Annotated in this window: 11 protein-coding genes; 9 read left to right on the forward strand and 2 right to left on the reverse strand. The window is 70.9% G+C overall.

What is annotated here, in order from left to right; all coding sequences use genetic code 11:
- The first annotated feature begins 17 nt into the window (after window positions 1-17).
- The 7 genes from mgtE (at window position 18) to GCL72_RS01955 (ending at window position 7,577) form a co-directional block, all read left to right on the forward strand.
- Window positions 18-1,352, forward strand: coding sequence for a magnesium transporter (mgtE, locus tag GCL72_RS01925; protein WP_211364940.1), 1,335 nt, complete (start codon window positions 18-20; stop codon window positions 1,350-1,352).
- Window positions 1,353-1,603: 251 nt separating this feature from the next.
- Window positions 1,604-3,823, forward strand: a complete 2,220-nt coding sequence (locus tag GCL72_RS01930) for an NADP-dependent isocitrate dehydrogenase (RefSeq protein ID WP_153143028.1) — start codon at window positions 1,604-1,606, stop codon at window positions 3,821-3,823.
- A 155-nt stretch (window positions 3,824-3,978) separates the two neighbouring features.
- A complete protein-coding gene (locus GCL72_RS01935) occupies window positions 3,979-4,896 on the forward strand; it encodes an NAD(P)-dependent oxidoreductase (RefSeq protein ID WP_153143029.1) in 918 nt (305 codons plus the stop codon).
- A 92-nt stretch (window positions 4,897-4,988) separates the two neighbouring features.
- Window positions 4,989-5,522, forward strand: coding sequence for a gamma carbonic anhydrase family protein (locus GCL72_RS01940; RefSeq protein ID WP_153143030.1), 534 nt, complete (start codon window positions 4,989-4,991; stop codon window positions 5,520-5,522).
- A 182-nt stretch (window positions 5,523-5,704) separates the two neighbouring features.
- The gene (locus GCL72_RS01945) at window positions 5,705-6,499 is read left to right on the forward strand and encodes a hypothetical protein (protein WP_153143031.1); all 795 of its coding nucleotides are present in this window, start codon (window positions 5,705-5,707) and stop codon (window positions 6,497-6,499) included.
- A 131-nt stretch (window positions 6,500-6,630) separates the two neighbouring features.
- Window positions 6,631-7,098, forward strand: a complete 468-nt coding sequence (locus GCL72_RS01950; RefSeq protein WP_153143032.1) for a hypothetical protein — start codon at window positions 6,631-6,633, stop codon at window positions 7,096-7,098.
- A gap of 248 nt (window positions 7,099-7,346) precedes the next feature.
- Window positions 7,347-7,577, forward strand: a complete 231-nt coding sequence (locus GCL72_RS01955; RefSeq protein ID WP_153143033.1) for a hypothetical protein — start codon at window positions 7,347-7,349, stop codon at window positions 7,575-7,577.
- A 132-nt stretch (window positions 7,578-7,709) separates the two neighbouring features.
- On the opposite strand, the gene GCL72_RS01960 is transcribed toward GCL72_RS01955, so the two are convergent.
- Both GCL72_RS01960 and GCL72_RS01965 read right to left on the reverse strand, forming a co-directional pair.
- Window positions 7,710-9,176 (reverse strand): catalase, encoded by a 1,467-nt coding sequence (locus GCL72_RS01960; RefSeq protein WP_153143034.1) that lies wholly within the window; start codon window positions 9,174-9,176, stop codon window positions 7,710-7,712.
- 48 nt (window positions 9,177-9,224) lie between these two features.
- A complete protein-coding gene (locus tag GCL72_RS01965; protein WP_170289526.1) occupies window positions 9,225-9,755 on the reverse strand; it encodes a Fur family transcriptional regulator in 531 nt (176 codons plus the stop codon).
- Between the two features lie 350 nt (window positions 9,756-10,105).
- Between GCL72_RS01965 and GCL72_RS01970 the strand changes: the two genes are divergently transcribed.
- Together GCL72_RS01970 and GCL72_RS01975 are read left to right on the forward strand one after the other, a co-directional pair.
- Window positions 10,106-12,211 (forward strand): PhoX family protein, encoded by a 2,106-nt coding sequence (locus tag GCL72_RS01970; RefSeq protein ID WP_153143036.1) that lies wholly within the window; start codon window positions 10,106-10,108, stop codon window positions 12,209-12,211.
- A gap of 107 nt (window positions 12,212-12,318) precedes the next feature.
- On the forward strand, window positions 12,319-13,242 hold a 924-nt coding region (locus GCL72_RS01975; RefSeq protein WP_153143037.1), incomplete at its 3' end, for a LacI family DNA-binding transcriptional regulator.

Consider the following 13,242-nt stretch of genomic DNA (forward strand, 5'->3'; position numbering starts at 1 on the left):
GGAAGGGGTGATGGTCAGTGTCGGAGCAGCTGGACGAGCTCACCGAGATGGTCCGCGACGAGCGGCTCACCGAGCTGCGCCGTGCGCTGGAGGAGCACGCGGTCGGAGACATCGTCGACTTCCTCGAGCGCCTCGGCGTCCGGGAGCGGGCAGTGGCCTTCCGACTGCTGCCCAAGGATCAGGCGGTCGACGTCTTCGACATGCTCGACCAGGCGCTGCAGCATGAGATCATCGAGGGCCTGAAGGACGTCGACGTCGCGCTGTTCTTCGACGCGCTCGACCCGGACGACCGCGTCCGGCTGATGGACGAGATGCCGGCCTCGGTGGCGCGGAAGATGATGCGCCATCTGGACCCGCGCGAGCGGAGCCTGACCAACATCGTGCTGGGGTACCCCTCCGGCACGATCGGCCGGCAGATGAGTCCGGAGTTCGTCGCCGTCCCCGAGCACTGGACCGTCGGGCAGGCGCTGGAGAAGGTGCGGCGGGCCGGCGCCGACGCGGAGACGCTCTACACGCTGCCGGTGGTCGATCGTCAGCGTCTGCTCAAGGGCGTGGTCTCGCTGCGCGTGCTGGTCTCGGCCGACGAGGACGAGGCGGTCGAGGACCTGATGACCGAGGTGGACTCGGTCGACGCCGATCTGCCCGCCGAGGAGGCCGCACGGCTGTGCGCCGACCGCAAGCACCTGGCCATGCCGGTCACCGACTCCGAACACCGGGTGGTGGGCATCTTCACCGTCGACGACGCGCTGGACATCCTCGAGCGGGCCGAGTCCGAGGACGCCGCCCGCCACGGCGGTGCCGAGCCGCTGCACCGGCCGTATCTGTCCACACCGGTGCTGCGCATCATGCGCACCCGCGTGGTGTGGCTCTTCGTGCTGGCGATCGGCGGCACGCTGACGGTGCAGGTGCTCGACGTCTTCGAGGCCACGCTCTCGCAGCTGGTGGTCCTGAGCCTCTTCATCCCGCTGCTGATCGGCATCGGCGGCAACACCGGCAACCAGGCGGCCACCACAGTCACCCGCGCGCTGGCGCTGGGCGACGTGAGCACGCGCGACGCGCTACAGGTGGCCTGGCGCGAACTGCGGGTCGGGGCCACGCTGGGCTCGACGCTGGGCGTGCTGGGGCTGCTGGGCGTCGGGTTCACCTACACATGGGACATCGGCGTCGTCATCGGCCTGACCCTGGTGGCGCTCTGCACGCTGGCCGCCTCGGCGGGCGGGCTGATGCCGCTGCTGGGCAAGAAGCTCGGCGCCGATCCCGCCGTCTTCGCCAACCCGTTCATCTCCACCTTCGTCGACGCCTCCGGGCTGGTCGTCTACTTCCTCATCGCCCGCGCGGTGTTGGGGATCTGACCCGCCCCGTCCGTCTCCGGAGCATCGGGCCCGACGCCCGACGGCGGCTCGACGCCGGCGCCGACACCGGCGTCGAGCCGCCGCCGACCTCCGGTAGATTGGGAACTGTTCCGCGAGCGGACTGCTCCGATCGAGCCCGGCCCCGTCCGGGGTCCGACGGGGCGGCGCTCGGCGAGGCGGCCGGTCTGCGCACCGCCGACCTCGACACCTGCTGATCCCGACCCCAGACCCCGAGGGAGACGTTCCTGCCGATGACGAAGATCATCTACACCCACACCGACGAAGCGCCGCTGCTGGCCACCTATTCGTTCAAGCCGATCGTCGAAGCCTTCGCCTCGACCGCCGGGGTCGAGGTCGAGACCCGGGACATCTCGCTGGCCGGGCGCATCATCGCCCAGTTCCCCGATCGGCTCACCGCCGAGCAGCGCGAGGAGGACGCGCTGTCGGCGCTGGGCGAGCTGGCCAAGACTCCCGAGGCCAACATCATCAAGCTGCCGAACATCTCCGCCTCGGTGCCGCAGCTCAAGGCCGCGATCGCCGAGCTGCAGGCGCAGGGCTACGACCTGCCCGACTACCCGGAGGCCCCGGAGTCCGACGCGGAGCGCGACGCGCGCGCCCGCTACGACCGGGTGAAGGGCTCGGCGGTCAACCCGGTGCTGCGCGAGGGCAACTCCGACCGCCGCGCGCCGGCGTCGGTGAAGGCCTACGTGCGGCAGAACCCGCACCGGATGGGCGAGTGGAGCGGCGACTCGAAGACGAACGTGGCGACCATGGGCGCCGACGACTTCGCCGCCAACGAGCAGTCGGTCGTCGTCGAGGAGGCCGGGACGCTGCGCATCCAGCTGGTGACCGCCGCCGGCGAGACCCAGGTGCTGAAGGAGGAGCTGCCGGTCGAGGCCGGCGAGGTCGTCGACGGCACCGTCATGAGCGCGCAGGCCCTGGACGAGTTCCTCGCCGCCCAGGTGGAGCGCGCCAAGCAGGAGGGCGTGCTCTTCTCCGCCCACCTGAAGGCCACGATGATGAAGGTCTCCGACCCCATCATCTTCGGCCACATCGTCAAGGCCTTCTTCCCGCGGCTCTTCGCCGAGCACGGCGAGACGCTGGCGCAGGCCGGCCTCTCGGCCAACGATGGACTGGCCTCGATCCTCTCCGGCGCCGAGGAGCTCGGCGAGGCCGGCGAGGCGATCAAGGCCGAGGTGCAGCGCGGCCTCGAGGAGGGGCCGCGGCTGTCGATGGTCGACGACTCCAAGGGCATCACCAACCTGCACGTGCCCTCCGACGTGATCATCGACGCCTCGATGCCGGCGATGATCCGCAACGGCGGAAAAGTCTGGGGCCCCGACGGCGAGACCGACGACACGCTGGCGGTCATCCCGGACTCCTCCTACGCCGGTGTGTACCAGGCCGCGATCGACGACTGCCGGGAGAACGGCGCGCTGGACCCGGCCACGATGGGCTCGGTGCCGAACGTCGGACTGATGGCGAAGAAGGCCGAGGAGTACGGCTCCCACGACAAGACCTTCGAGATCTCCGAGACCGGCACGGTGCAGGTCGTCGACGGCGTCGGCCACGTGCTCATCGAGCACGAGGTCTCCCCGGGTGACATCTGGCGCGCCTGCCAGACCAAGGACGAGCCCATCCGCGACTGGGTGAAGCTGGCCGTCTCCCGCGCCCGCGAGTCCGGCGCCCCGGCGGTGTTCTGGCTCGACGCCGAGCGCGCCCACGACGCGAACCTCATCGGCAAGGTCGAGTCGGCGCTGCAGGAGCACGACACCGACGGCCTGGAGATCCGGATCATGGACCCGGTGGCCGCGACCCAGCACGCGCTGGGCCGCGCCCGCCGCGGCGAGGACACCATCTCGGTGACCGGCAACGTGCTGCGCGACTACCTGACCGACCTCTTCCCGATCCTCGAGCTGGGGACCTCGGCCAAGATGCTGTCCATCGTGCCGCTGATGGCCGGCGGCGGGCTCTTCGAGACCGGGGCCGGCGGCTCCGCGCCGAAGCACGTCCAGCAGCTGATGGAGGAGGACTACCTGCGCTGGGACTCGCTGGGCGAGTTCTTCGCACTGGTGCCCTCGCTGCAGAAGTACGCCGAGCAGGCCGACGCCCCGCGGGCGAAGGTCCTGGCCTCGGCGCTGGACCGCGCGACGGCGACCTTCCTGATGGAGGACCGCTCGCCGGGCCGGAAGGTCGGCACCGTCGACAACCGCGGCTCGCACTTCTACCTGGCCCTGTACTGGGCGCAGGAGCTGGCGCAGCAGGACGAGGACGCCGAGCTGGCCGAGGTCTTCGGCCCGGTCGCCGAGCAGATGACCTCCCAGGAGGAGACCATCGTCGGCGAGCTCGCCGACGTGCAGGGCCGCGCAGTGGACCTGGCCGGCTACTACCGTCCCGACGCCGCGAAGGCCGATGCGGCCATGCGCCCGTCGGCGACGCTCAACGGCATCGTGGACGCGCTGAAGCGCTGACCTCGACGCCTCCGACCGTCTCCGACGGCGACATCTGAGCACGGGCCGGCTCCCCGCGAGGAGCCGGCCCGTCGTCGTCTCGTAGGATGGTGACTCGGAGCACGCCGGTGCTCCGCAGCTGAGCGCCAGTTCATCGTCGACTCATCGGAGGGGCCGTGACTTCCCGGATCCATCTCACCCACGCAGCACCGGAGCCGCTGATCGAGGGGCTGAGGGCCCAGGGGGCCGAGATCGTCGGAGCCTACGAAGGTCCCACGGGGGTGATCGTCACAGGGATGTTCGCCGAGCTGGATCTGGACCGGCTCCTCGAGGACAACCCGCAGGCGGAGTGGGTGCAGCTGCCCAGCGCCGGCATCGAGGCCTATGCCCCGACGATGGCGCGCTTCCCCGAGCGGACCTGGACCTCGGCGAAGGGCGCCTATGCCGAACCGGTCGGCGAGCACGGGCTGCTGCTGACCCTGGCGGCGCTGCGCCGGCTGACCGAGCGGGCCCGCGCGAAGACCTGGGGCGAGGCGCACGGAGAGTCGCTGCACGGGCTGCGCTGCGTCGTCGTCGGCGCCGGGGGAGTGGCCGCCGAGATGGTCCGGCTCTACAAGGCCTTCCGCACCCATGTCACCGTGGTGCGGCGCAGCTCCGCCCCGCTCGACGGCGCCGACCGCACGGTGAGCTTCGACCAGCTGGACGAGGTGCTCGACGGCGCCGACGTCCTCGGGCTCGCCGCCGCCGTCACCCCGGAGACCGAGCGGATGATCGGGGCCGCGCAGCTCGATCGGCTCGCCGAGTCCGCCGTGGTCGTCAACGTCGGCCGCGGTCGGCTGGTCGACCAGGAGGCGCTGGTCTCCGCGCTGCGCGCCGAACGGCTCGGCGGGGCGGGACTGGACGTCACGGATCCGGAGCCGCTGCCCGACGGTCACCCGCTCTGGGAGCTGGAGAACTGCCTGATCACCCCGCACACCGCCGACACCCCGGAGATGGTGGCGCCGCTGCTGCGCGAGCGGGTGCTGACCAACCACCGTCGGCTGCGCGACGGCGAGGAGCCGATCGGCGTGGCCAGCCCTGAGCGGGGCTACTGAGCCGCCGGCCGTCGCGCGCGGCGGCCGGGGCGGCGGCCTGAGACCCGAGGAGGGAGCTCGACGACGAGCTCCCCAGGAGAGGAGAAGCAGAGATGGCCCATGTGCTGACGATCGACGGGCGGACCCCGAGCCTCGGCGACGGGGTGTTCCTGGCCCCGACCGCCGCGGTCACCGGAGACGTGACCCTGGCAGAGGGCGCCTCGGCCTTCTACAACACCTCGCTGCGCGGCGACTCCGCGCCCATCCGCGTCGGGGCCGGGACCAATGTCCAGGACGGCGCGGTGCTGCACGCCGACGCCGGGTTCCCGTGCACGCTCGGCGACTCGGTGTCGATCGGGCACGGCGCGGTGGTGCACGGATGCACCGTCGGCGACGGGTCGCTGATCGGGATGGGCGCGACGGTGATGAACGGCGCCGTGGTCGGCGAGCAGTCGTTGGTCGCCGCCGGGGCGGTGGTGCTCGAGGGCACCGAGATCCCGCCGCGGTCGCTGGTGGCCGGGGTGCCGGGCAAGGTCCGTCGGGAGCTGACCGACGAGGAGGTCGCCGGCCTGGCCCGCAACGCCGAGACCTACCACCGGCTGCGCGATGCGCACCGGGCGGCGACCGGGGACGACGCGCAGGACTGAGCGCGGCCGGGCCGGAGGGACCCGGATCGGAGCATTCCGGGCCGACGGAGCGTCCCGGGACGAGTGCGAAGGGCCTGTGGAGATCGGTTTGCTCGGTTTTCGGTGATCCAGAACGATGATCGGGTGCGTCCCTCCGGGGCGTCACCGCCGTGCCCCGATCACTCGTCTCAGGAGAGGACCTCATGCCTCAGATCGTTCCGCCCTCCGCCCGCCTCGCTCCGCGCGCCGCCGCCGGCGTCGCGCTGCTGACGCTGACCGCCTGCGGAGGCGGCGGCGAGGATCCCGCCGCCGAGGTGAGCCAGACCCCGGAGGTGCCTCCGGCTCCGGAGTACACCGAGATCGAGTCCGACATCTGGGACACGATGCTCGCCGCCGAGTCGGTCACGCTCTCGGTGGAGCTGTCCGCCGCGTTGATGAATCCACAGGCCTCGTCGGATGCCGTGGTGGAGCAGGAGTACGCCGGCAGCCTCGACGGAACGGCGTCGACGTTCCACGAACTCAACGACGGCGTCACCACGGAGAGGCACATGCTCGAGGACGCCATCTACGTTCCCGGCGCGCGGGAGCTGGAGTCCATCGCCCGAGCCTCGGGAGAGGCTTTCTCGGCTGAGGACTTCGCCGCCGAGTTCGAGGGCACGTGGGTCGACTACAGCGGACAGGTCGATCGTTCGCAGGCCTCCACCGCCGCCTTCCTGGAGCAGATGCGCTCCAGCATGCAGGACAGCGGGGCGGCGAGCAGCCTCGAGGGCGAGGCCGAGACCCGCGAGGGCGAGGACGTCTGGGTCTACTCCGGCGGTGGCGTGGAGGCCGTGGTCCGTGCCGGCGACGAGCCCGTCCTGCTGAGCTATGCCGGTGAGAGCGGCGGCGAGTCCGTCGACCTGACCTTCGAGGACTGGGACGCGTCCGAGGGGCCGGAGGAGCCCGCCGAGGAGGATGTGCTGTCCCTCGACGAGGTCCGCGCCATCGTGACCGGCTGATCGGCGGGAGCTGCTCGTGGCCCCGCTGACTCCCGCCGAGCGACTCCAGGGTGTGCTCTTCTGCAGGAAGGACCTCGACCGACTCATGGTCCGATACCGACGCGACGTACCGCGCAGTGCGTGACGAGACGGTGATCAGCAGGGCTCGGCTCGCCGGCGACGTCTACTATGACCCGACCCCGATTCTGCTGGACTCTCTGAGCCGAGCCGTGGAGAACACGGAGATCCCCGAGCACGCCCGCGACGAGGCCGCGGGGACGTGGGTCGAATGGAAGGAGAAGGAAGGCGTTGAGAGCCGGACGACCGAGCGGTTCCTGGAACACCTCCGCCGTGCGCTGGAGGGCCGGGAACCGCTCGTCACGTTCGACGGCGAGACTCGGACCCGCGACGGCGAGAACGTCTGGGTCTACTCGGACGGCGTCTTCGAGACCGTCGTCCGCCCCGGGGAGGATCCGGTGCTGCTGAGCTGCGTCCGGGAGGCCAGGGACGGGGCCTTCGAGCTGAGGTTCAGCGACTGGTACTCCTCGGAGGGCCCGGGGGTGCCTCCCGAGCAGAAGACGATGCCGCGCGCCGAGCTCGGCGAGCTGCTGGCCGGCTGAGCCCTCGGCCGGCCGCGGTCAGTGGACGGCCAGGATCCGCCGAGCAGGTGGGCGGCTCCTCGACGCCTCGTGGGAGCTCGCCCAGAGTTCGGCCGAGGACCCGCTCTCGGCCTTTCCTCGAGCCCTCGGCGATGACCATCATGGCCACAGACCGTCCGCCCGGACGGTCTCCACGACCACCCGCGGGGCCGTCCGCGGCGGTCGTCGGCAGAGCCTCCGCGGAGGCACGACGAGGGAGGTGCAGACGTATGGCCGGCACCGATGCGAGCCGGATCCTGTCCGCCGCCGGCGCGCTGGGCGTGGCGTCGATGGCAGTCTTCGGCACGACGGCCTGGGACGATCCGCCCCGGCAGACGGCCGAGTCCGCGGCCGCCGCGGGCGGCGCCCCGGCGCCGTCGTCCGAGGACGGCCTCGAATCCGGTGCAGAATCCGGCGACGACGGAGCGTCCGGACCGGAGGGCGACGAGCTCGACGGCTGACCCCGCCCCTTTCCCACGCGGCCGCGCGAGTCCTCAGCCCGCCCTGCATACGAACGGCCCCTCGTCCGACCCGGCGGAACCGGGCGGGCGAGGGGCCGTCGTCATGCGCGGCGGAGCCGCGGCGCGGGAGGATCAGCCGTTCTTGACGGCGTCCTCGATGCGCTGGCCGATCTCGGCGTCGACGTTCTTCCAGTACTGGAAGGCGTTGGAGAGCACCGGCTCCTGCACGCCGTCGGAGAGCGCGCCGGAGACGGTCTCGACCAGGCGGTCGCGCTGGGCGTCGTCGAAGACCTCGCGGACCAGGATGCCCGGCTGGCCGAAGTCATCGTCGTCGGCGCGCAGCGTGTAGGCCTGGCGCACCAGCTCGCCGTCGGTCTCCCAGCCGTTGTCGACCGGGCCCTGCTCGTCGGACCAGGTGGAGCCCGGCACCGTGTTCGGGGCGTAGACCGGCTTGGTGCCGGAGTGGTCGAACCACATGTTGCCCTCGAAGTTGTAGGTGTGGACCTCGTTCTTCGGCCGGTTGACCGGCAGCTGCTGGAAGTTGGTGCCGATGCGGTAGCGGTGGGCGTCCGCGTAGGCGAAGTTGCGGCCCAGCAGCATCTTGTCCGGGGAGTTGCCGGTTCCCGGGACCATGTTCGCCGGCGAGAAGGCGGCCTGCTCGATCTCGGCGAAGAAGTTCTGCGGGTTCCGGTTCAGCGTCAGCGTGCCGACCTTGATGCGCGGGTAGTCCTTCTGCGGCCAGATCTTGGTCAGGTCGAAGGGGTTGATCCGGTAGGTCTTGGCGTCCTCGTACGGCATGACCTGCACGTAGAGGGTCCAGGACGGGTGGTTGCCCTTCTCGATGTTCTCGTAGAGGTCGCGGCGGTGGAAGTCCGCGTCGGCGCCGGCCAGGCGCTCGGCCTCCTCATTGGACAGACTCTCGACGCCCTCGTCGTTGATGAAGTGGTACTTCACCCAGAAGCGCTGGCCGTCGGCGTTGTTCCACTGATAGGTGTGCGAACCGTAGCCGTTCATCAGTCGCCACGAGGCCGGCAGGCCGCGGTCGCCCATCAGGTAGGTGACCTGGTGGGCCGACTCCGGGTTCTGCGTCCAGAAGTCCCACTGCATGTGGTTGTCGCGCAGGCCCGAGGACGGCAGGCGCTTCTGCGAGCGGATGAAGTGCGGGAACTTCATGGGGTCGCGGACGAAGAAGACCGGCGTGTTGTTGCCGACCAGGTCGAAGTTCCCCTCCTCGGTGTAGAACTTCAGCGCGAAGCCGCGCACGTCACGCCAGGTGTCGGGGGAGCCCAGCTCGCCGGCGACGGTGGAGAAGCGCAGCAGCGTCTCGGTCTTCTTGCCGGGCTGGAACAGGTCGGCCTCGGTGTACTGCGAGACGTCCTCGGTGACCTCGAAGGTGCCGAAGGCGCCGGCGCCCTTGGCGTGCGGGCGACGCTCTGGGACGTTCATCCGGTTAAAGTGCGCCAGGGTCTCGACCAGGTGGTGGTCGTGCAGCAGCAGCGGACCGTCGGGGCCGACGCTCAGCGAGTTGCGATCGCTGACTGCGGGGATGCCGGCCTGGGTCGTCGACCCGGTGCCGTGCGGGGTGGAGTCGGTGCTCATCACACGTCCCTTTCTTCTCTACTCGGGTGGATCCTCGGGTGGACGGGGTCAGCGGGAGGCCCCGGAGACCGGCGCGCCGGCCTCCGCCTCGCCCGGGTGCGCCGTGCCCCTGCGTCGCGTCGTGCCGCCGCTCCCGGCGTCGCTCGGACCCGCCGCGGAGGCGCAGTCGTCGCAGATCCCGCGGAAGACGACGTCGGCCACCTCGATGGCCATGCCCAGGCCGTCCGGCGGCGTGAGGCACGGGGCCTGGCCGTGGAGGCACTCGACATCCTCGATCCGCCCGCAGACGGTGCAGATGGCGTGGTGGTGATTGTCGTCGGTGCGGGTCTCGTAGCAGGCCGGGGATCCCGGCGGGTCGACACGGCGCAGCAGCTCGGCGGCGGTGAGGTCGTGCAGCACGGTGTACACCGACTGCACGCTGATCTCGGGAAGGCGCTCGGTGACTGCCGAGTGGATGGCCTCCGCCGGGTGGTGCGGCAGGCTCGCGACGGCGTCGAGCACGGCCAGGCGCTGCCGGGTGACGCGCAGTCCGCGGTCACGCAGCAGACTGCGCCAGTCCGTCTCGGTCGTCGAGCTCATGGCATCCAGTGTGCCGCAGATCTGAGTGATTCACAATAACGCTCGGTGCGCTCGTCAGGGCGGAGTGCGGCTGCGCGGAGTGCGACGTCGATCAGACAGGCTCGTCCTGCCTCACGGAGGTTTAGCGAACGTTGCCGTGATGTTTTGGAACTGTCCAGGGGAGTTTGCCCGCCGTTCATGCTCCGGTGGTGTCGGGGCATGATCGGACTGTCACGGTGATCTGCGGCATCACTCCGGAAGGTCAGGTCAGCCGCATGTCGACGCTCTGCGCCGGCGCTCCGCCGGCACGGCGGGCATTCCGGACCAGCCCACGACACCCTCGAAAGGACCCCTGAGTGCCAGTTCGCGAGATGCTTCCGATGCTTGACCACGTCCGTGGCAAGCGCAGCGCCGTCACCTGCGCGCTGAAGTGCGACAACATCTGTGCGCGCGCCGCCTGCAACACCTCGGACAACGACTACTTCCGCGACGTCGCCTCCTCGGCGCTGTCCCGCCGGCAGATGCTCGGCGCCGGAGCCGCCGGCGCGCTGGCCCTCGCCGTCGGCGCGGCCTCCGACGTCGCCGGCACCCAGCCCGCCGCCGCGAAGTCCTGGGGAGCCTCGAAGCTGACGTTCACTCCGATCGATCCGGTGCATCACGCCGTCGACGGCCTCATCGTCCCGGAGGGCTACACCTGGGAGCCGGTCATCCGCTGGGGCGACGGCCTCTTCCCGGACTCGCCGGCCTTCGACCCGGAGAACCAGAGCGCCGACTCCCAGGCGAAGCAGTTCGGGTACAACAACGACTACCTGGAGATCCAGGAGGTGCCGGGCAGCAACGGCCGGCGCGGCCTGCTCTTCGCCAACCACGAGTACACCAACGAGAACCTGATGTTCCCGGACTCGACGGACGAGGCCACCCGCCGGGCGGTGGGCATGGCCGCCCACGGCATGACGGCCGTGGAGGTCGTCCGGAAGAATCGCAACGACGCCTGGAGCGTCGACGTCGCCGGCTCGCGCAACCGCCGCTTCACCATGCACACCGAGTACACCTTCGACGGCCCGCTGCGCGGCTCCGAGCTGCTGGCCACCTCTGACGACCCCGAAGGCGTCTCGGTGCGCGGGACGATCAACAACTGCGCCGGCGGGCTCACCCCCTGGGGCACCATGCTCTCCGGCGAGGAGAACTTCCACGGTTACTTCGTCTCCGCCGGGACCTCCGAGGCCGACCGCCGCTACGGGATCACCGCCGAGGCCACCGCCCGCGGCTGGGAGATCGACGAGCCGCGCTTCGACGCCCGCAACGCCGGGCATGAGCACGAGAAGAACAAGTTCGGCTGGATCGTCGAGGTCGATCCGTGGGACCCGGAGTCGACCCCGGTCAAGCACACCGGCCTGGGCCGCTTCAACCACGAGGGCGCGACGGTGATCATCGCCGACTCCGGCCATGCGGTGGCCTACTCCGGCGACGACGCCCGCTTCGAGTACCTCTACAAGTTCGTCTCCCGCGACACCTACGTCGAGGGCGACCGTGAGCACAACAAGACCCTGCTCTCCGAGGGCGACCTCTACGTCGCCCGCTTCACCGGCAACTCGCCGGCCGGCGAGATCGACGGCTCCGGTGCGGTGCCCTCCGACGGCGCCTTCGACGGCGGCGGCACCTGGCTGCCGCTGCTCGTCGACGGCGCCTCGCAGGTCTCCGGCTTCAGCGTCGAGGAGGTGCTGGTCCACACCCGACTGGCCGCCGACGCCGTCGGAGCCACCAAGATGGACCGCCCGGAGGACGTCGAGCCCAATCCGGTCACCGGTCGGGTCTACATGGCCTGCACCAACAACGACGAGCGCGCCACGGCGGGCAATGCCGGCGTCGACGAACCGAACCCGCGGGCGAAGAACCGCGACGGCCACGTCGTCGAGATCACCGAGCAGGGCGACCAGACGGCGACGTCCTTCGGCTGGACGCTGGTGCTGGTCTGCGGCGATCCCGCGCAGGGCGATGCGACCTACTTCTCCGGCTTCCCGGCTGACCAGGTCTCGCCGATCTCCTGCCCGGACAACGTCGCCTTCGACTCGGTGGGGAACCTGTGGATCTCCACCGACGGCGCCCCCAGCGGCATCGGCTACTGCGACGGGCTCTTCCGCGTCCAGCTGGAGGGCGAGGACCGCGGACTGGTCGAGCAGTTCCTCTCCGTGCCGGCCGGCGCGGAGACCTGCGGACCGGTCATCCGCGACACCCAGCGCACCGCCTTCGTCGCCGTCCAGCACCCCGGCGAGGACGGCAGCTGGCAGGCCCCGCAGTCCTTCTTCCCGGACTACGTGGACTCCGCTGGCGACGGTCGGTTCGCCATGCCGCGTCCGTCGGTCGTCCAGATCCTGAAGGGCAAGCCCAAGCGCGGCACCGCCGACCGCCGGCAGCGTCAGCTGATCGGCGAGGCCCACTCCGGCGGGGCGCTGCGTCAGGGGCCGGCGCTGGGCTGAGACACCCGGCCAGCGGCCCGACCGGTCGGTAGACTGGCGCGGAACGACATCGAGGAGCAGCCGGCGGCGTCGGCCGTCGGCTGCTCCGCCCCGCGACAGGAGCGTTGGTGAATCGGGACACACGACGACGCATCACCGCGGCCGAGGTCGCCGAGCGTTCCGGTGCCTCGCGCAGCGCCGTCTCTCTGGTGCTCAACGGCCGAGCCGACGGCAACGTCGCGCCGTCGCTGCAGGAACGGATCCGCGCGGCCGTGGACGAGCTGGGCTACGTCCCGCAGAGCGTCGGACGGTCTCTGCGCTCGCGGAGCACGCGCACCGTCGGCGTGATCACCGACGAGATCGTCACCTCTCCCTTCGCCGGGGGGATCATCAGCGGCGCCGGCGTCGTCGCCCGAGAGCACGGCTTCATGATCATGGTGGCCGACACCGAGGGCGAGGAGGACCTCGTTCGGGAGATGTCCGAGGTCTTCTTCTCGCGCAGTGTGGACGCGCTGATGCTGGCCACCGGCGGACTGGTCGACCTGGCCCCGCCGCAGGAGCTCCTGGCCCTGCCGGCGGTGCTGGCGAACTGCCTGGGCCCAGCCGACGGGGCGCCGAGCGTCGTCGCCGACGAGGCCGGCGGGTCGGTGCAGGCCGTCGAGCACCTGCTGGCCCTGGGCCACCGAGATATCGTCCAGCTGGCCGGCACCGAGGACTCGCCGGCCACCGCGCGGCGGCGCGCGGGCTTTCTCCGGACCGCCCAAGGGCGCGCGACCCCGTGGACGATCCCCTGCGGCTGGGAGATCGACGAGGGATACCGCGCCGCGGCCGCGCTGTTCGACGACGGTGATCCGGACGATCGACCCACCGCGATCCTCGCCTCCAACGACCGCACCGCTGTCGGTGTGCTCCTGGCTGCGGCCCACCGGGGAATCCGAGTTCCGGAGGAGCTCTCGGTGGTCGCCGTATCATTAAAAAAGCATGTCGCCTCGTGCGTGGTGCCGGCGCTGACTTCGGTGGCGCTGCCGCACCGCGGGATCGGTGCTCGGGCC

This window comes from Nesterenkonia halophila (assembly GCF_009467795.1).
In the GTDB taxonomy this organism is placed as follows: domain Bacteria; phylum Actinomycetota; class Actinomycetes; order Actinomycetales; family Micrococcaceae; genus Nesterenkonia; species Nesterenkonia halobia.